Raw genomic sequence first — 18,552 nt, forward strand, 5'->3', positions numbered from 1 at the left:
TTCAGGACGAGACGAAGTCTACAGGGCCCGTCCGCTCCGCCGAAGTTCCTTCCGCGAAACCCTCACGGAGACATGCCGGGGACGCGCCAGCCACAACGCCACCAGCGCCAACCCGGCCGCCGCCATCGACGTGCCTCCCGCGCTACACCCTGCTCCATGTGTTTCGCCTTGCGGCACAAAGGTCAGGGATGACACCCCACCCACCTCGAGGGACAGGGGAGCCACGTACTCGCCGGGGATGCGCTCCTCCCCCTTCACGGGAGGCGGCGTCACGTCGCACTGTGACGCGGTGCCATAAATGCGAATGCGGAAGGAGCTTCCGGCATTTCCGGAGATCAGCGCCGCCAGCCAGGTGTTGCCATCCAGGGTGACATCTCGGGCCACGAGCGACACGGTGGGCTTGAAGCTGGAGGGGTCGACGATTTCGGCGCCGTCCAGCCACACCCAGCCGGACGTGGCGCGCTCGCCGCTGTAGCCGTTGTCGACGCACAGCACCCCGGCCCCCAGGCCGTAGAAGCCGAGTGACACCGCATTGGGCTGGCCCGTGGTCCGCGCCACTTCCAGCGCGGCGAGCAGCGGCGTGGACCCCGGCTGCGTGCACACCGCCTCGGCCGTGCGCGGAGGCTCCGCGGACGCCACGTCCTCGCAGGGGGCGTTTCCCGGCAGCTTGAAGGTGAACGAGTGCACGTTGAAGTCACCGTTCTCCGCCACCGTCCACACCACCCGCACCGTGCCGTCGTCGGCCACGCTCAAGTCGTTGAGGTTCTCGTTCTCCGCCGATTTGGTGAGCAGGTAGAGCGTCTGCGTATCCAGGTCGTAGAGCGCGATGTCGAAGTCGCCCTTCGCCGGGTCCTTGCGCTCGAAGGCGATCAACGAGCCGCTGATGCTGGGGTTCGCATCCAGTCCCGGCAGCGCGAGTCGCTGCTCGGTGCCGCCATTCACCGGCTTCCAGTAGATGTCGCGGTCCGACACCCCATCCACCGTGCGCGTGCTGGCGTAGACGACGATGTCCCCATTGGTGTCGGGCTGCGACTCCTCGCCCTCGCTGCCGGTGAGCGCCTGCGAGTTGAAGCCATTGCCAGCCCAGCGCGCCTGCCAGATGTCGCAGTGCTGCCCCTGCGCGTCGCACTTGGCCCAGACCACCGTCTTCCCGTCCGGAGCCACCGACGGCGTGCGGTCCAGCATGCGATCATCCGTGAGCCGGGTGAGCGTGCCCTGGTCCAGATCGAAGAGGGCGATCTCCGGCTCCAGCGTGCTGCCGGTGTAGCCGAAGTCCTGCCACGCCACGGTGCGACCGCCAATCACCGCCGCCCTGCGACTGCTGCCCGCTTGTGGCGCCAGCTCCACCGGCGCCTGCGCCTTGCCCACCTCGTACGTGAAGATGGCGCTGGAGGTGTTGACGCGGGTGAACACCACGGTGCTTCCGCTGATGTCCGACACGAAGTCGAACGCGCCGTCGTTCGGAATCGCCTGGTCCGTCCCAGACGCCAGGTCGTGGTAGCGAATCTCGCTCGTGCCTCCGGATTCGCTCGTGTAGGCGACCAGGGCCCCGCTCACGTGCGGGTCCGTCTGGTCTCCAGGGCCACCGTTCACCAGCTTCGCGGACCCGGAGAGACTGCCGACTTCAGGGGAGGCGGGGGACAGCGCAGGCAACAAGCACGTCAAGAGGGCCAGAGCGCGCAGCATCGGAAACCACCTTCCCGGGGGGACTCAGGAACGACAGACCCATGGCCCGCACAAGGCGCAGTGGGCCCGGAATGCTCCCCGGAGCGTGCTTCCCACGGCGGTCACGGCCGGCCGGACTTCAGGCCCCGCGGCTTTGCGCACCAAGCCTTTCGGCCAGGATTGCCCTTGAACAGGAACGACTGTGGTTCAGAGTCTAGGGAGACCCCCTGGCAGGGGTCAAGCCGACTGCTTGCCCGCACGCTCCCCGAGTCAGGGAGCCGCGTCGCTGGCCTGGTTCCAGATGTCGGGGTCCGTCTTGAGCGAAGGCGGCCGGGTGTCGACGATGAGCTCCGCCTTCTCGTGCTGCTCGACACGACCCACACCCACGGCGCGCACGTCCACGGTGTTGGAGCCTTCGCGCAGCTTCACCTTGCGCTCGAAGCGTCCGTCCGCGTCGGCGAGGACTCGCACGTCGTTCACCTGGACTCGGCTGCCGGGTGTCGTCTGGCCCCGAACCACGAGGTCCTTCTCCCGGCGCGTGCGCTCCGAGGGCCAGTCCACCTTGAGCAGCAGGCTGGTGGGAACAGCCGCCGGCTCCGACGGGGCCTGACCGGGACGGATGACGGACTGCTGGCCCGCACGGACGATGACGACCTTGCCCTGACCGAGCAACGTCACTTCACCCTCGCGCGTGCCCACGGCCACGGTGCCCTGGCCGTTGTTGCTCATGGTGAAGGCACCGGCTTCCTGCAGGGTCGCCACCGCGTCGCTCTGCGCGGCCTTCACCTCGAAGGTGTGGCGCTTGCCGGGCCGCACGACGGCGGTCGCCATGCCGTTGGCGAGCAGGATGCGGGACACCGACGCGGTCAGCTCCTCCACGGACACCTCGGTGCCCGGGTCCATGCGGAACTCCACCGCCTCACCGCCGATGAGCACCGCGTAGGAGCCGTCGTTGGTGCGCACCTTGTCGTGCCGCCGCAGGGCCATGCCCACGGAAGCCGTTCGCCAGGTGCCGTCGCCTTCCTTCACCTCGACGGTGCCCGTCACCTCGGTCAGCTCCAGCTCCATCGCCTTGGGCACCACGGGCGCCGGCACCGACACCACGGGCGGAGCGGGAGGCGGGGGCGGCGGAGGCGGCTCGCGCAGGAAGATGAACCATCCCAACGGCAACGCCGCGAGGATCAGCGCGAGGCCGACGAAGAAAGGCGTCTGGCGCCGGGAGGGGCGGGGCTCGGCCATGGCGTCTCTCTAGCTATCACAGCCGGAGTGGGATGCTCAGGCCCTCGGCAGCTCGACGGTGAAGCAGGCCCCCTGCCCTACTTCCGAGCGGACGGAGAGCGTTCCACCTGACTCCGTCACGACGCGCCAGGCCACGCTCAAGCCCAACCCCACGTTGGACCACACGTCCTTGGTGGTGAAGAAGGGCTCGAAGATGCGCGGACGGATGTCGGGGGAGATGCCCTTGCCGGTGTCCTCCACCTCCAGGAACGTCCGGCCGTCGCGCTGGCCCGTGCGCAGGGTGAGCCGCCGCGTGGGGGACTTCAGCATCGCCGTGCGCGCGTTGGACAGGAGCGCGAGGATGACCTGGGACAGGTGCCCGGGGTCGGCGCGAACACGGCTTAGACCCGGCGACAACTGGGTGGCAAGTGTCACGCCATCACTGAGAATCTGATGTTCGGTGAGGCTGAGGGCATCGCGCACCACGGCGTTGAGGTCCACCGGGCGCAGGTCGGCGCGCTCGCGCTGCTGGGAGAAGCGCAGGAGGTTCTGGGTGATTTCCTTGCAGCGCTTGGCGCTGTGCTCGATTTTGCGCAGCGTCTCCAAATCAGGGTCCGAGGTGCCTCGGTCCAGCATGAGCAACTGCACGTTGCCGAGGATGCCGGCCAGCGGGTTGTTGATTTCGTGCGCCACGCCCGCGCCGAGCTGTCCCACCGCCGCCAGCTTCTGGGCCTCGAGCAACTGGGCCTGCGCGCCTCGCAAATCGTGGGTGGCCTCGTCCACGCGCATGCGCAATTCGTCATTCCAGCGCAGCATCCTGGCGCGGGCCGACTCCAGCTCCTCGCCCATGCGGTTGAAGGTGTTCGCCAGCTCGCTCAGCTCGTCCTGGCCTTCCACCTTGACGCGCCGGCTCAGCTCGCCGCGCCCGTAGGCCTCCGCGCCCTGGACCACCTCTTCCAGCCTGCGGTTGAGCCGCCGCGTGAAGAGCGCGCCCAGCCCGAGGAGCACGAAGAACGCCCCGCCGATGGAGGCCAGCACCGTGCGCCGCATGGCGTGCACTGGAGCCAGGGCCGTGGCCTCGTCCAACTCCACCACCACATCGAAGCGCAGGCCGCGGGACACCCGCGCCACGCTCACGCGCCGGGGCGGCCCCTCCACGCGGAAGCTGCGCACCACGTCCGGCTCCAGGGCCGTCTGCGTCAACAGATGCGCGGCCAGCTCCGGGGCCAGCGTGCTCATGCGTCGCGCGGGCTCGGAGCTCGCGAGGATTCGCCGGTCCTCGTCCACCAGGTCCACGCGCCCCAAGGCGCCCTCGGGACGGCGGAGCAGCGCGGCCTCCAGCGGCTCGAAGACCACCTCCGCCAGCGCGAAGGGGGCATCCTCGCCATCAGCCAGCTTCACCGCCACGGCCACCGCCGCGTGCCCGCTCTCCGCGTGGACATAGGCGCCGCCGAGCGCGGCCTGTCCCTTGCCGCCTCCGCGGAGCTGCTGCACGGGCACGGACTGGACCATCCGCGTCAGCCCCTCTGCCTGGAAGCCAGGGTGCCCCTCCACGCCCTGTGTCCGGAACACGGGCGCGCCCAGCGGGCGGCCGTGGGCGTCGAGCTTCAACACCGCGCTCACCGCCGGGGACTGGCCGTAGAGCAGGCGCAGCCCTCCCACTGTTTCCGCCTCCGTGGCGGACTGCCAGTCGATGAGTTCGGCGGAGCGCGCCAGCGCGTCCACCACCTCCATCAACGTGGCGCCCACGGCCTCGGCCGCGGCGGAAGCCCGCGTGCGTTGCTCCGCGTCGATGCGAGCGGCGAGCTCCGCCTCGGCGCGCGAGAGCAACAGGAAGCCGACCGCGGCGAGCGGCAGCACCGTTGCCGCGAGCATGAACAGGACCAGCTGCTGGTAGAGCCTCACCCGGCGACGGAGCGTACCACCTGCTCGCGGTCACTGCGCAGATAGACGGAGCCCAGGATGGCCTTGGCGCGCTTCTTCATGTCCGCCGCGCGCCGGGCAAGCTCCGCGTGGTCCTGGGTGCCATCCGTCATCACCGCGACGATGGACACGCTCATGATGGGGAAGCGCCGGCGCTCTCCGAAGCGGTCTTCCGCCTCGATGTGGCCCCGCTCACGGTCCTGCCGGTCGTAGTAGAGCGGGATGATGCGGTCGAAAGTTTCGATTGCCGTCTGACAGACGCGGTCCACCGACTCCGGCGCGGCGATGAAGACGAAGTCGTCCCCGGCCACGTGTCCCAGGAAGTCTCCGGGCAGTCCTTCCTGCGCGAAGATTTCGCGCATCAGGTCGCCCGTCTGGCGCACGACGCCATCGGCCTTCGCGAAGCCGTAGTAGTCGTTGTAGGCCTTGAGGTTGTCCAGGTCCAGGTAGCAGAACGCGAACGGCCGCCGAGCCACGAGCCGCCGCTGCACCTCGCGTTCGATGGCGGTGGAGCCCGGAAGCTGCGTCGTCGGAGAGGCCGACAGCTCCTGCTCCTTACGGCGCAGCACGCTCTCCACCCGGGCGCCCAGCTCCAGCGCGTCGAACGGCTTGGTGAGGTAGTCGTCACCGCCCAGCTTGAGGGCGCGCACCTTCGAGGACGTCTCCGCGCGAGCGGAGATGAAGATGACGGAGATGTGGCCACTGGCGCGCTCGGCCTTGATCTCCTCCAGGAAGAGGAAGCCGTCTCCGTCCGGCAGCGTCACGTCCAGCAGGATGACGTCCGGCCGGCGCTCGCGCAGGGAGCGGCGCCCCTCTTCCAGCGAGCCCGCCACCACCACGTCGAAGCCGATGTTCTCCAGCACCTCGCGGCAGATGGTGGCGATCTTCACGTCGTCGTCCACCACCAGCACGCGTCCGTGGGCCGTGCCCGCGCGGCCACGCACCAGCGAGTCCACCGTGGCCAGCAGCTTGTCCGGCATCAGCGGGCGCACCAGGAAGGCATCGGCTCCGGCGCGGAAGGCGCGCTGGCGCTCGTCGAAGGCGGACGAGAGGAGCAGCGGCGCGCGCCGCGTCTCGGGGTCATGCCGGAGAATCTCCGCCAGCCGCAGCCCGTCCACGTCCGGCAGCCGCACTGACACCAGCACCATGTCCGGGTGGTGGAGCCGAGCGCTCGCCAGGCCCTCTTCCGCGTTGAACGCCAGCCGCACGTCGTAGCCGCGCGCGGACATCAGCGCCTTGGCGATGTAGCCGACCTCCGGCTCGCCCTCGATGACCAGCACGCGGCCCCGGCTCTCGCGTCGTCGGGGGCCCGGCGCCTCGCCCGCGTCGTCGGACTGGCGCAGCTCCGGCGGCGGCTCGGTGGGCAGCACCGCCATGAAGCGCACGCCGTCAGCGCACGGCTCGCACCAGATGCGGCCGCCGTGGGCCTCCACGATGTTGCGGCAGATGGCCAGGCCCAGGCCCGTGCCGCGCACGGTGCGGTTGGCCTTGGTGCGCGCCTGCTCGAAGCGGTCGAAGATGCGCTCCAGGCTGTCCTCGGCGATGGGGTCGCCGCTGTTCCAGCAGGAGAGCACCACGTAGCCGGGCAGGCTGGACGTGGCGTGCAGCTCCACGCGCACCTCGCCGCCCTCCGGCGTGAACTTCACCGCGTTGTTGAGCAGGTTGTTGAGGACCTGGTTGAGCCGGTTCGGGTCGGCGACGACGCGCAACGGATGGCGCGGCAGTCCCGGCGTCACCTGCACGCGCTTCTCGCCGAAGGCCGGGCCGTACTTCTCCACCACCCGCTGGACGAGTTCGTCCAGGTAGGCGACCTCGAAGTTCATCCGCAGCCGGCCCTTGGCGAACTTCGACAGGTCCAGCAGGTCGTCGACGATGGTGTTGAGCTTCTCGGTCGAGTCCCGCGCCAGCGACAGGTAGCGGCGCTGCCGCTCGTTGATGTCCCCGGCCATGAAGTTGAGCACCAGGTCCAGCGCGCCGGAGATGGACGTGAGCGGCGTGCGCAGCTCGTGGCTCACCATGGAGACGAACTCGTCCTTGCGCTCCTCCAACCGCTTCTGGTCGGTGATGTCGCGCAGCACCACGCACACGCCGCGCAGCGTGCCGCGCGCATCGCTCACCGGGGTGGTGGTGGTCTGCACATGCCGGTCGAAGAGCTTCACCTCCTCGCGCAGCACCTGCGTGCCGCTGTACTCCCAGCCGCGCACCAGGTGGAAGGGCTGGAAGCCCAGCCGCTCCTCCATCATCCGGCTGGTGTGCTCGGTCGGATCATCCCCCACGCGCAAGAGCCTGCGCGCCGCCGGGTTCATCACGACGATGTCGTTCTTCTCGTCGGTGAGCACCACGCCGTCGGCCATGGACTCCACCATCCGCTCCATGCGGTGGCGAGCCTCTTCCTCCGCCGAGCGCAGGGACTGGATGGCGTCCGCCGTCTGGTTGGCGAGCACGTCCAACAGCACGCCGTCGTCCTCGGTGAACGCGTCCGCGCGCTGGCTGAACAGCGACAGCATGCCCACCGGACGGCCACCCGCGACCAGGTTCACCGTGAGCTGGCTGGGGTAGACAGCAGGCGCCGCCGCGTCCTGCGTCGTCGTCCCCGCCACGCGGGTGATGACCCGGTCCTCCGGCAACAGCAGGCCGCTGCTCTTGCGGTACGCGCCGAGCATCGACTCCTTCACGCCCAAGAGCGCCTGCTCGCCCACGGTGCCATGGCAGCGCAGCCGCAGCGTCGCGCTGCGCGACTCGTCCGGAGCGATGAGCGCCGCGCCGCAGTCGTACGGCAGCACGCGCGCCACGGCGATGAGCACGCGGTCGATGATGTTGTCGTAGCTGGCCGGATCATTCGCGCTGGCCCGGCTCACCTCGTACAGCACGAACAGCGCTTCCACGCGCTGGTGGAGCTGGCGGATGAGCCGCTCCTTGTCCCGCCGCAGCTGCGTGTACTCCACCGCGTTCTTCACGGTGATGAGCAGGTCGTTCACGTCCCAGGGCTTGGTGATGTACCGGTACACCTGCCCCTTGTTGATGGCCGCGATGAGGTCGTCAGGGTCGGTGAAGCCCGTCAGCAGAAGCGTGGTGACGTCGAACCCCTCCGCGCGGGCTGTCGCGGCCAGCTCGATGCCCGTCATCTCCGGCATCCGTTGGTCCGTGACGAGCACGTCCACCGACTCGCGACGTAGGACTTCCAACGCGGCCTGACCGCTCAAGGCCGTGAGGACGCGATACCGGCGCTGGAACATCCGCGAAAGGATGTCCAGGACGTCGGCCTCATCGTCGACGAAGAGCAGCGTGTGGCGGAGCTCGGACAAAGCGGGCGGAATTGTACGTCGAGATCGTCGTCTGCCCTCAAGAACTGAGAATGCCGAAAAGTTCGACACGCACTGAGGGTGCGCCGTGGGACACTGAACGGATTGACTCTACACGTATGTTCAGGGAAAGTGGACACTGAAAGCCTGTTGCCTGGGGACCTGCCCCAAGGGAATCAGGCCGGCCGAGCGAGGGAGCGCATGGAAGAGCTGACGGACCGCCAGCGCGAGATTCTCAGCTTCATCGTGAAGGAGTCGGAGACTCGCGGATTCCCGCCCACCATCCGGGAGATTGGCGAGCACATGGATATCCGCTCCACCAACGGGGTGAATGACCATCTGAAGGCGTTGGAGCGAAAGGGCTACCTGAACCGGGGTGAGCAGCAGAGCCGCTCCCTGGTGCCCACCAAGCGAGCACGGTTGCTGCTGGGCCTGGGCGCCAAGCGCGACGCTGGCATGGTGGAGGTCCCCCTGCTGGGCAAGGTGGCGGCCGGCGCGCCCCTGCTCGCGCAGGAGCACATGGAGGACTCGGTCAAGATCGACAGCTTCCTCCTGGGCGGCGTGAATGGCCGGGAGGTCTTCGCCCTGCGGGTGAAGGGACAGTCGATGATCGACGACGGCATCCACGACGGCGACTACCTCTTCGTGAAGAAGACGCCGGCGGCCAATCCGGGCGACATCGTCGTGGCGCTCATCGAGGACGAGGCCACGGTGAAGCGCTACTACCCGGAAGGCGAGCGCATCCGCTTCCAGCCGGCGAACGCCACCATGCAGCCCATCTACGTGAGCCGCACGGAGTTCCGCTCGACGATGATTCTGGGCCTGGTGGTGGGCGTCTACCGGAAGATGCAGGGCGGGCGCGCGTAGCGTCGTCGCGGGCCCTCCGCCCCTGGGCGCACGCTCAGGGGCACTTCTTCACGCGAGGGTCCGCGGCCAGCGCGCGGGTGCACGCGGCCTTCTCCAGCACGACATCCTTCAGCTCCCGGGCGAGCCGCGCCGTGGAGAGCTGGAGGTCGGCGTCCTTCACCAGGTCGTGCTCGGCGCTGAGGCTCGCGAGGATGCGCAGCGCATCCGGCTTGCGCTCCATGGTGACGAGCAGGTCGGCCAGCTCCCGCAGCTCGCGCACATCGTTGCCCTGCACGGACTCGAGCGCCGCGGCGAGTTCCTGCTCCGCGCCCTGCTTGCTCTTCATCGCGAGCTGGATTCGGGCCAGTGCCACGTGGACGATGGCGCGGTCCTTCACGCGCAGGGATTCCTTGTACGCATCGATGGCCTCCCCCGGCTTGTCGAGCTGCAGCTGGATGGTGCCCACCAGCTCCCACAGCGTGGGGTCCCTGGGGGACTTGCTGGCGGCTTCCTTGTAGGCGGCGGCGGCCTCGGGAAGCTTGCCCGCGCGCACCAGGGCGTCTCCCAGCGCGGTGAGCACCGCCGCCGTGCGGATGCCCTCGTTGGCGGCCTTCTGCACGAGCGCGAGCACCTCCTGCTGGCGGCCGACCTGGATGAGCACCTCGGTGGTGCGGAGGACGAGTTCGGACTTCACCGAGCCCGAGGCGGCGTTGGCGGCCAGGATGAAGTGGCGGATGGCCTCGTCCTGCTCGCCCTTCTTGAGGTGGATTTCTCCCAACTGCTCCAGCGCGTTGAAGTCGTTGGGGTACAGCGCCACGGCCTTGCGCAGCGAGCTGAGGGCCTCATCGGGGCGGCCCAACTGGGCCTGGACGAAGCCCAGGCGGCTCCAGTTGGTGGAGCGCTTGGGGTCCTGCTTGAGGGCGGCCTCGAACTCGGTGGCGGCCTCGGCGAGCTTGCCCATGGAGAGGAAGACCTCGCCGCGAGCCGCAGGCAACCGGGGGTCGGTGGGCGCAAGCTTGCGCATCTCCTCGAAGGACGCGAGCGAGGCCTCGAAATGGCCCTGGAGATACTCGGCGGTGCCCTTGATGTAGAGGCCCTCCGCGTGGTCCTTGGGCGTCACCGTGGGACTGTCGTCACAGGCGGCGGTGGCGAGCAGGGCAATCAGGGACAGGGAACGCAGGCGCGAGAACATGGGGGGCTCCGAATCCTAGAAGTGGTACGCGATGCCCAGGTTGAGGTCCAGATTGAGGCCATCGCCGAGCTTGGACTCCGCGAGTCCGAGCACGGCCTGGGCCACATTCGTACCGGCCTCCAGTTGGACGCCGACGTGTCCGGCGATGAGGTACTCCAGCCCGAGGAAACCGACGACGGTGGGCAGCGGCCCGGTGGACTGGAAGATGCCGAAGTCGCCGAAGGACAGCTGCACGCCCAGGCCGAAACCCCAATAGGGGCGCAGTGACTTCTCCACGTTGTGGTAGTGGCGCGCGCCGACGACGCTGGGCAGGACGTTGAGGCCACCCTCGGCGCCCGCGGTGTCGGAGCGCAGATAGGAGAAGCCCACCTGGACGAAGCCGAGCCACTCCGGGTGGAACCAGTAGCCCACCTCCAGGTCGGCGCCTGGATTGAAGTTGGCCAGCTTGTCGACGAAGTTGTTGTTGATGCGCAGGCCCAGCGAGAGGCCACCGCCGCCGACCATGGGAGCCCCACCGATGAGCGGCCGCGCGCCCTGAGTCACACCGGGAGCCACCAGCTCGGCGACCAGCGCGTCGGCGATGGCGTAGACGGTGGGGAACAGGGTGTCCGCCTCGGGCGACTCCGCGCGCGGCTTGGACAGGCTCTCCTCGCGCTCGGTGTCGAGGAGATTGGCGGAGAGCAGGTAGGAATCGCCAAAGCGGTCCACGCGGCCGATGACGACGAAACGCGCCCCGGTGAGCGTGGAGAGGTCCTTGAGGCAGGCGCCCCGCTCGCACGACGTCTTGAGGTCCGCGAGCTGCCGGCGCTGGGCGTCATCGAGCGACGCTTCGACGTCCCGCTGGGAGACGACCCACAGGCGAGGGGCCTCGGCCAGCCGCCCGGTGATGAGCGAGGTGACGCCCGTCGCGGAGTCCCGGGCGGAGGCGTTGGCCTCGAACGCGAGCACCGCGACGCGAAGGGGCGCCTCCTCCTTCGACGAAGGCGCCGTCGGCCCGGCGGCCGCGGCTTCGGAGTCAGGCCCGCTCGACGGGGAGAACACCTGGGCCCGTGCGGTCGGAGCGAGAAGGACGAGGAGGAGGGCGAGCTGTGCGAAGGGGTGCGGCACGGCGCGGCACTCTACCCTTCCCTGGCCCGGTCCCAGAGGGGGCCTCGGGCCCTGGCGCCTGAATTCGCGGGGCGCGCCCTCCGAATCCAAGTCCACCGGCGAGGGAGGAGGCGAGCCCCCGCCCCGAGGCTCAGGTGGACGGCATCGGCCCCAGGTAGTCGAGCGGGTCCACCGGCTTTCCGTCCAGGCGCAGCTCGAAGTGCAGGTGCGGGCCGGACGTCTTGCCGGACTCGCCCACGGTGGCGATGACCTGCTCCCGGCGCACCTTCTGCCCGGTGCGCACGCGCAGGTCGCGGTTGTGCGCGTAGAGGGTGATGAGCCGGTTGGCGTGCTCGACGATGACGATATTGCCGTAGCCACGCTGCTCGCCCGCGTAGAGCACCGTGCCTTCCTGCGCCGTCTTCACCGGTGTGCCCGCGGGCGCGGCCAGGTCGATGCCGTCATGGGGCTCGCGCCCCTTCTTCCCGAAGCGCCCATACAGGACGCCCCTCAGAGGCCAGTCAATCATCCCCTGGGTGGCCAGCCGGGGCCGCCCGGCGCCAGGACGCGACGCGGGCCGACGTGGTGGCTCCTCGCGACGCGCCACCACCTGCCGGGGCGCCGCACCGGTGGACGTCCGCACGGGCTCCGGGTCCGCTTCCGCGGCGAGCGTGTCCGACGACTCCACCGGCACGCTGCGCTCCACGCCCGGAATCGTCAGCTCCTGCCCCACCGCCAGCGCGCGAACGTCCTTGATGCCGTTGGCGGAGGAAAGCTCGTCCACCGTGAGGCCGTAGGTCTTGGCGATGCGGTACATCGTCTCGCCCGGCGCGACGCGGTGCCGCACGGACACCAGCTCCGGCTCCGGGTGCGCGGCGCGCAAGGCGAACGGCAACGCCCCATTGCGCGGCGGCGGCGCGGGCTCCGGGGAAGCAGCGGCGGGCGCCCCACGCGTCTCACCGGACGGGGCTGGCGCGTCCGAGTCCACCAGCGTGAGCTCCGTCCCGGGAGAGGCGGCTCGGGGGCCCACACAACCCGCGACGAGCGCGGACACGAGGAGAACCAGGAGCGCCCTGCCCGCTCGGATGGGGGTGCCCGGCCTCAACGCTAGGCACCATCCGGCTCGTGTCGGACGAAGTCCGGGACGCTCCAGCCCCCCAGGTCCTCGAGCTGACCATGGTCCGTCAGGTCCAGGTGCAGCGGCGTCACCGACACCCGCTTGGACAGGTGCACGGCGTTGCAGTCACTGCCTGGAATGTCTTCGTGCTGATAGTCGCTGCCGCCAATCCAGTAGTACTTCCGGCCGCGAGGGTCTTCCTTCTCCACCACGCTGTAGCCGTACGAGTGCCGGCCCAGGCGCGTGACGGTGTAGCCCTCCGGCTCCACGCCGCCGGGGATGTTCACGTTGAGCAGCATCCGCCTGGGCAGGGGTCGCGACAGCGCGGCCGTCACCAACGAGCGGGCGAACCGCGCCGCGGGAGCGAAGTCGAACGAGCCTCGCGCCACGAGGCTGAAGGCGATGGCGGGAATCCCGAGCAGGGCCCCTTCCATCGCCGCCGCGACCGTCCCCGAGTAGGTGACGTCTTCGGCCAGATTCGAACCGTGGTTGATGCCGGACACCATGAGCGTGGGGCGATCATCCTTCAGGAGATGGACGATGGCCAGATAAGCGCAGTCGGTGGGTGTCCCATCGACGGCGAACCACCGCTCCCGGACCTCCTTGATGCGCAGGGGCCGATGCAGGGAGATGGCGTGGGACGCGGCGCTCTGCTCGCGGTCCGGCGCCACCACCCAGACCTCTCCCAGGGGACTCACCGCCTCCACCAGTGCCTGAAGTCCTTCGGAGAAATAGCCGTCGTCGTTGGACACGAGGATGCGCGGTTTCCGCATAGCCGCGCGGTTGTAGAGGAGCCCCCGAGCATGGGCAAGCACGCTCACCGTCGCCGCTGTTACAGTGTCCACCCGCCGAATGCCGCCGCCGCCCCGTCGCCGCAATGCCCCCCAGGGGCCCGACCCCCTCCTCGCCCAGCGACGCAGGGGTGCCCTGCTCGGACTCGCCGTGGGCAACGCCCTCGCCGTGCCCACCGCGCACCGTCCGCTGCAGGCCGCGCCCTTCCCCTCTATGGCGGATGGGCCCTACGACAGATTGATGGGCGGAGGCCCTCATCAGCTGCGCAAGGGTCAGGTGACGGAGGAGGTCCACCTGGCCTGTTGCCTGGGGCACAGCCTGCGCGACTTCAAGCGCTATGACGCCGCGGACGCGCTGCGCCGCTACCGGGCCTGGCAGCCTCACGCCTTCGACGTCAGCGAGGCCATGAAGGAAGTGCTGGAGGATTGTCAGGCGGGCCTGCCGCCCCTGGGCTCGGGCAAGCGCGTCTGGCTGCGCGGCCACCGCAAGGCCGTGGGCGCTGGCAGCCTCGCGCGCATCGCCCCGCTGGGTGTGTACCTGGCGAGCGACCCGAAGGCCCGCACCCAGGCCACGCTGGAGGACTCCGCGCTCACCCACTTCGACCCGCGCTGCCAGCTGGCGTGCGCCGCCTTCACCGCCGCCATCGCCAAGGCCGTGACATCCGGCGCCGACCTGAAGGCCGAGGACCTCCTCACCGCCGCGGAGTCCGGCATCCTGCTGGCTGGCGCGGCGTTGGGGCGCTCCGCCCCCGACTACGTCCAGGAGGTCTCCTTCGCCTCCAGCCTGCTGCGCGAGGACCTGGCGCGCGCCCGCGACGACGACCCCCGGCTGTACGGTCCGGACCTGCACGTGCACCGCGCCCAGCACGCCATCCACGTCGCCTTCCGACTGGCCTTCTGGGAGCTGCTCCACGCGCCCACGGCCCAGGCCGCCCTCATCGACGTCATCCACCGGGGCGGAGACACCGAGGTCCACGGCGCGGTGACGGGCGCGCTGGTGGGTGCCTTCCACGGCGAGGAGGCGCTGCCCGCCGAATGGCGCAAGCAGGTGCTGGAGGCGCTCGGCACGGTGAAGGGCCCGCTCTGGGACGTCTACCACCCCCGGCATCTGCTGAGCCTGGTCCCCGCCTGACGTCGCCCGTGCGGGGCGCTGGATACACGAAGCCCGCGGGGGACGGTCCTCAGGGGGACGCCCGCCGCGGGCTCGTTGCCACGCCAATGCGGCCTGGGGGCCGCGACTGTCACTCAGGCCAGCAGGTCGATGACCACCACGCCCCGCTGGGGCTTCTCTTCGTCGGTTTCAGTCCTACGACGCGGGCGGTCGTCGGGCATGGGCAGCGGCAGCTCCACCACGGGCCTGTCGTGCTCCTCCCGGCGGCGCTCCCTGCGCTTGATTTCTTCGATGATGAAGGCGTCGAGCATGGGTTTCCGTCTCCCCTCAGCCTACGTACCCCGATGTACGCCCGCCGTCCCGCCCAGAAATCACTGCCACCACTCTCAGATGCAAATTAAGAACCCCGGTTCCGCACTGGGTACACTGCCGCCATCTCGCACGGTTGCTCGTCCGCCATCCGACATCCGAGCCAGGGGAACCGTGGCGTAGATGTCATGGAGACCCGAAACTTCCGGTCGGGATGGTGTTGATTCTAATGCCCTCGCGACGGCCCGCAAGCGGACCCACTCCCCGGCACACCTCCGGCGTTCGGGGCGGCGGGCACCCGGCGGAAGGGCCTGCCCGCCTGTCTACTCCCAGGCGGGCGGGTCAGCGAGGAACATGGGGTCTAGAGCGACCCCTGTCTGCCACGTTCAGGGCGCCTCGGCGCGGCGCTTGAACGCCTCCAGCATCTTCGGCAGCGACGTGTCGACCAGGGCGTTGACGACGGCCTTGGGCACCAGCAGGCCCAGCGCCATCTCCACGTTGTAGGTCGCGCGCGTCTTGCCCTCGCCTTCGGGCTCCAGCACCCAGCTGCCCTTGTTGTCCTTCATGACCTCGCCCTCGATGAAGGACCAGGACATGCGGCGCGGGCGCTCCTCCACCACGCGGATGGAGTAACGGACCGTCTTCATCACGTCGACCTTGTAGTGGACGTCGACGGTGTTGTCCTTCCGGTTCGCGGTGCGGGTCTCCTTCACCTCGGACAGGAACTCCGGGTAGCGCTCATACTGGGTGATGACGTCGAACACCTTTTCGATGGGGGCGTTGATGACGATGGTCCGCGAGGCGCCAGGCATGGTGTCGGTCTCCGAAAGCGTCGAGGGGACGGCCTAGAAGGCAGCGTAGCCCGGCTTCTTGTCGAACTTGTGCAGGGACTGGATGAAGCGCACGGTGCTCGTCTTGCTGCGCATGACCACCGAGTGCGTCTCGCAGCCGCCGCCGAAGAAGCGCACGCCCTTGAGGAAGTCGCCGCTGGTGACGCCGGTGGCGGCGAACATCACCTCGCCCCGGGCCAGCTCCTCGGCGGCATAGATTTTCGCCATGTCGGTGATGCCCATCTTCTTGGCGCGCTCGATTTCGCCCGGGTTGCGGGGCACCAGCCGGCCCTGCATGTCACCGCCGGTGGCGCGGATGGCCGCCGCGGCGATGACGCCCTCGGGCGCTCCACCGGTGCCCATCAGCACGTCCACGCCCGTTCCCTCGAAACACGTGGCGATGGCGCCCGCCACGTCACCGTCCTCGATGAGCCGGATGCGAGCACCCGCGGCGCGGATCTCCTTGATGAGGTCCTGGTGCCGCTCACGGTCCAGGACGACGACGGTGAGGTCCTCCACGTAGACCTTCATCTTCTCCGCGACGGCGCGCAGGTTCTCCGTGGCGCTCTTGCGCAGGTCGATGGCGCCCCGGGCGCGCGGGCCCACGGCCAGCTTCTCCATGTACGTGTCCGGCGCGTTGAGCAGCCCGCCCTTGCTGGCCATGGCCACCACGGTGATGGAGCCCGGACGGCCGTAGGCGCACAGGTTGGTGCCCTCCAGCGGATCCAACGCGATGTCCACGGCGGGGTCACCCTCGCCGCGTCGGCCCACCTTCTCGCCGATGTAGAGCATGGGCGCCTCGTCGCGCTCGCCCTCGCCAATGACGATGGTGCCGTCGATCTGCAGCGCGTCGAAGGCGCGGCGCATGGCGTCCACGGCGGCCTGATCCGACTCGTTCTTGTCGCCGCGTCCCATCAGTCGGGCGGAGGCGATGGCCGCCATCTCGGTGACGCGCACGACCTCCATTGCAAGGTTGCGATCCATCGTCTGTGCTCCTTCAGGTTCCTGCGTTCGGATGTTCCAGCAGCCGGGCCACGGACTCCGGCAACCGCGTGGGCTTGCCGTCGCGCCCCACGCACGCGTGCAGGGTACGACCGGTGCACAGCAACGTGCGCGGCTCGCCCTCGCGGAAAAGCTCGTAGGTGAACACGACCGAGGCCCGGCGCAACTCGCTCACCATCGCGCGGATGATGAGCACGTCGTCGTAGCGCGCGGGGGACTTGTACGCGCAGCTCGCCTCCGCCACCGGCAGCATCAACCCGGAGCTCTCCATCTCCCGGTAGCTGCCTCCGCGCGCGCGGAAGTACTCGCTCCGGGCGAACTCGAAGTAGCGGAAATAGTTCGCGTAATAGACGACACCCATTTGATCGGTGTCACCGTAGATGACGCGCAGTCGGGCCTCGACCATGAGGGCGCGGACCGTAGCAGGGGCTGACTGCCGCCGTCCAAGACGCCGAAGCGCTTGGCGGTTGCATCTTCCCCGTCGGGCAGTGCAGCTTCTTGGACGTATGATTCGCGCCCTCGTCCTGACCGCCCTGCTGGGTTCGCTGCCCGCCGCCGCGCGTCCTCCCCGACTCACCCTGCTCATCACCGTGGACGCGCTCGGCAGCGACGTCTTGTTGCGCAACCAGCCTCGGCTCCAGGGCGCGTTGGGTCAACTGCTCGACAGTGGCGCCTACTTCCCGTACGCGCGTTATGCCTACGCGAAGTGCCGCACCGCGCCGGGCCACACCACGCTGGCCACGGGCACCAACCCCTGGCGTCACGGCATCGTGGACAACCGGTGGGTGGACCGCTCCACGGGGAAGCTCGTCTATTCCTTCGTGGACCCGGCGCATCCGGTGCTGGAGGCGACGCTCAAGCCGGGCCAGGACGCCAGTCCCGCGAACCTCATGGCGGAGACGCTCGCGGACCGGCTGCGGATGGCCACGCAGGAGCGAGGCAAGGCGGTGGCGGTGTCGCTCAAGTCGCGCTCGGCCATCGCCCTGGCGGGCCGGCTGGGACAGGCCTGGTGGTTCGACGACGGCGTGGGGAAGTTCGTGACGGGCACCTGGTACACGAAGGAGTTCCCCGAGTGGGTGAAGCAGCTCAACGCGCGGAAGATTCCGGAGTCTTCCTTCGGCAAGACGTGGGACTTGATGCGTCCGCGCGCCGAGTACATCGGCGAGGATGACCGGAGCTACGAGGCGGACTCCTATGGCCTGGGCCGCACCTTCCCCCATCCGCTCACCGGCGGACTGAAGGAGCCGGGGCTCAACTTCTACAAGGCGTTCGGCGTCTCGCCGGACTCGCACACTCTGCTCGTGGAGGCGGCGAAGGCGGCCATCGTCGGAGAGGCGCTGGGGAAGGACGCGGTGCCGGACCTGCTCGCGGTGAGCTTCAGCGGGACGGACAACGTCTTCCATGAGTACGGCCCGTACTCGTGGGAGATGCAGGACACGATGCTGCGGCTGGACAAGGCGCTCGGGGACCTCATCTCCGCGGCCGAGCGCGCGGCTGGTGGACGCGCCAACCTGACCATCGCGCTGGTGGCGGACCATGGTGGAGCGACGGCGCCCGAGCAGTGGGCAGCGGCGGGACTTCCCGCGCAGCGGATGAACCCCAAGACTATCAGCGAGGGCATCTCCGCGATGGTGAAGGAGCGCTTCGGCCCGGATGTCACGGTGATGATGGAGGAACTGGACGTGTACCTCGGCGGCCCCGCGCTGACGTCGGGCAAGGTGGATGGCGCGCAGGTGCGGCGCGCGGTGGCGGACTGGTTGCTGAAGCAGCCCCATGTCGTCGCGGCGGTGACGCGTGAAGAGCTCTTCTCCGCGCCGGACCCCGCGGGCTACCTGGCGCCCCTGCGCAAGGGCTACTACCCGGAGCGCAGCGGCGACGTGGTGTATCTGCTGCGGCCCTTCCAGGTCGTCTACTTCGACCCGGAGGGAAGCACGCACGGCTCGCCGTATTCATACGACTCCCAGGTGCCCGTGGTGTTCGCGGGCAAGGGCATCAAGCCGGGGATGTACATGACGGAGATCGACCCGGTGGACGTGGCGCCGACGATCGCGGCGCTGCTCGAGATGGGGATGCCCGCGTCCACGGAGGGCAAGCCTCGCGCGGAGATTCTCACGGGGAAGTGAGCGGGATTCGAGGCCTGGGACCTCCCGCGTGAGGTCC

At 69.3% G+C, this 18,552-nt stretch carries 15 protein-coding genes; 3 read left to right on the forward strand and 12 right to left on the reverse strand.

What is annotated here, in order from left to right; genetic code table 11:
* Nucleotides 1-18: 18 nt before the first annotated feature.
* The 4 genes from HUA74_RS18790 to HUA74_RS18805 all read right to left on the reverse strand — a co-directional run bounded on the left by HUA74_RS18790 (nt 19) and on the right by HUA74_RS18805 (nt 8,111).
* Nucleotides 19-1,686, reverse strand: a complete 1,668-nt coding sequence (locus HUA74_RS18790) for a hypothetical protein (protein ID WP_174455602.1) — start codon at nt 1,684-1,686, stop codon at nt 19-21.
* 249 nt (nt 1,687-1,935) lie between these two features.
* Nucleotides 1,936-2,904 carry a FecR domain-containing protein gene (locus tag HUA74_RS18795; RefSeq protein WP_174455603.1) on the reverse strand — a complete coding sequence of 323 codons (969 nt, stop codon included), beginning with the start codon at nt 2,902-2,904 and terminating at the stop codon, nt 1,936-1,938.
* 36 nt (nt 2,905-2,940) lie between these two features.
* On the reverse strand, nt 2,941-4,788 hold the full coding sequence (locus tag HUA74_RS18800; RefSeq protein ID WP_174455604.1) for a sensor histidine kinase: 1,848 nt from the start codon (nt 4,786-4,788) through the stop codon (nt 2,941-2,943).
* On the reverse strand, nt 4,785-8,111 hold the full coding sequence (locus HUA74_RS18805) for a response regulator (RefSeq protein WP_141648755.1): 3,327 nt from the start codon (nt 8,109-8,111) through the stop codon (nt 4,785-4,787). The genes HUA74_RS18800 and HUA74_RS18805 overlap by 4 nt, the downstream gene beginning before the upstream one ends.
* Before the next feature lie 198 nt (nt 8,112-8,309).
* On the opposite strand from HUA74_RS18805, the gene lexA reads away from it, so the two are divergent.
* Complete coding sequence (lexA, locus tag HUA74_RS18810) at nt 8,310-8,975, forward strand: transcriptional repressor LexA (protein ID WP_141648756.1); 666 nt, start codon at nt 8,310-8,312, stop codon at nt 8,973-8,975.
* Between the two features lie 34 nt (nt 8,976-9,009).
* Here the strand turns inward: lexA and HUA74_RS18815 are convergent, their stop codons facing one another.
* The 4 genes from HUA74_RS18815 to surE all read right to left on the reverse strand — a co-directional run bounded on the left by HUA74_RS18815 (nt 9,010) and on the right by surE (nt 13,122).
* Entirely contained in the window at nt 9,010-10,146 is a 1,137-nt protein-coding gene (locus tag HUA74_RS18815; RefSeq protein ID WP_174455605.1) for a lipopolysaccharide assembly protein LapB, read from the reverse strand.
* 15 nt (nt 10,147-10,161) lie between these two features.
* The gene (locus tag HUA74_RS18820) at nt 10,162-11,253 is read right to left on the reverse strand and encodes a hypothetical protein (RefSeq protein WP_174455606.1); all 1,092 of its coding nucleotides are present in this window, start codon (nt 11,251-11,253) and stop codon (nt 10,162-10,164) included.
* 130 nt (nt 11,254-11,383) lie between these two features.
* Nucleotides 11,384-12,337: a peptidoglycan DD-metalloendopeptidase family protein gene (locus HUA74_RS18825; protein ID WP_174455607.1), complete on the reverse strand. Its 954-nt coding sequence runs from the start codon at nt 12,335-12,337 to the stop codon at nt 11,384-11,386.
* Nucleotides 12,338-12,339: 2 nt separating this feature from the next.
* Nucleotides 12,340-13,122 (reverse strand): 5'/3'-nucleotidase SurE, encoded by a 783-nt coding sequence (gene surE / locus HUA74_RS18830; RefSeq protein ID WP_141648760.1) that lies wholly within the window; start codon nt 13,120-13,122, stop codon nt 12,340-12,342.
* Nucleotides 13,123-13,201: 79 nt separating this feature from the next.
* On the opposite strand from surE, the gene HUA74_RS18835 reads away from it, so the two are divergent.
* Nucleotides 13,202-14,272, forward strand: coding sequence for an ADP-ribosylglycohydrolase family protein (locus tag HUA74_RS18835; protein ID WP_174455608.1), 1,071 nt, complete (start codon nt 13,202-13,204; stop codon nt 14,270-14,272).
* 113 nt (nt 14,273-14,385) lie between these two features.
* Here HUA74_RS18835 and HUA74_RS18840 read toward each other — a convergent pair whose 3' ends face one another.
* The 4 genes from HUA74_RS18840 to HUA74_RS18855 form a co-directional block, all read right to left on the reverse strand.
* A complete protein-coding gene (locus tag HUA74_RS18840) occupies nt 14,386-14,562 on the reverse strand; it encodes a hypothetical protein (RefSeq protein ID WP_174455609.1) in 177 nt (58 codons plus the stop codon).
* 384 nt (nt 14,563-14,946) lie between these two features.
* Nucleotides 14,947-15,372, reverse strand: a complete 426-nt coding sequence (locus HUA74_RS18845) for a type II toxin-antitoxin system RatA family toxin (RefSeq protein ID WP_174455610.1) — start codon at nt 15,370-15,372, stop codon at nt 14,947-14,949.
* Nucleotides 15,373-15,405: 33 nt separating this feature from the next.
* Entirely contained in the window at nt 15,406-16,374 is a 969-nt protein-coding gene (gene glpX / locus HUA74_RS18850) for a class II fructose-bisphosphatase (protein WP_141645764.1), read from the reverse strand.
* Nucleotides 16,375-16,387: 13 nt separating this feature from the next.
* Nucleotides 16,388-16,798 (reverse strand): thioesterase family protein, encoded by a 411-nt coding sequence (locus HUA74_RS18855; protein ID WP_141645763.1) that lies wholly within the window; start codon nt 16,796-16,798, stop codon nt 16,388-16,390.
* Between the two features lie 100 nt (nt 16,799-16,898).
* Between HUA74_RS18855 and HUA74_RS18860 the strand changes: the two genes are divergently transcribed.
* Entirely contained in the window at nt 16,899-18,515 is a 1,617-nt protein-coding gene (locus HUA74_RS18860; protein WP_174455611.1) for an alkaline phosphatase family protein, read from the forward strand.
* Nucleotides 18,516-18,552 lie beyond the last annotated feature (37 nt).

The sequence above is a fragment of the Myxococcus sp. CA051A genome (assembly GCF_013336705.1).
GTDB lineage: Bacteria > Myxococcota > Myxococcia > Myxococcales > Myxococcaceae > Myxococcus > Myxococcus llanfairpwllgwyngyllgogerychwyrndrobwllllantysiliogogogochensis.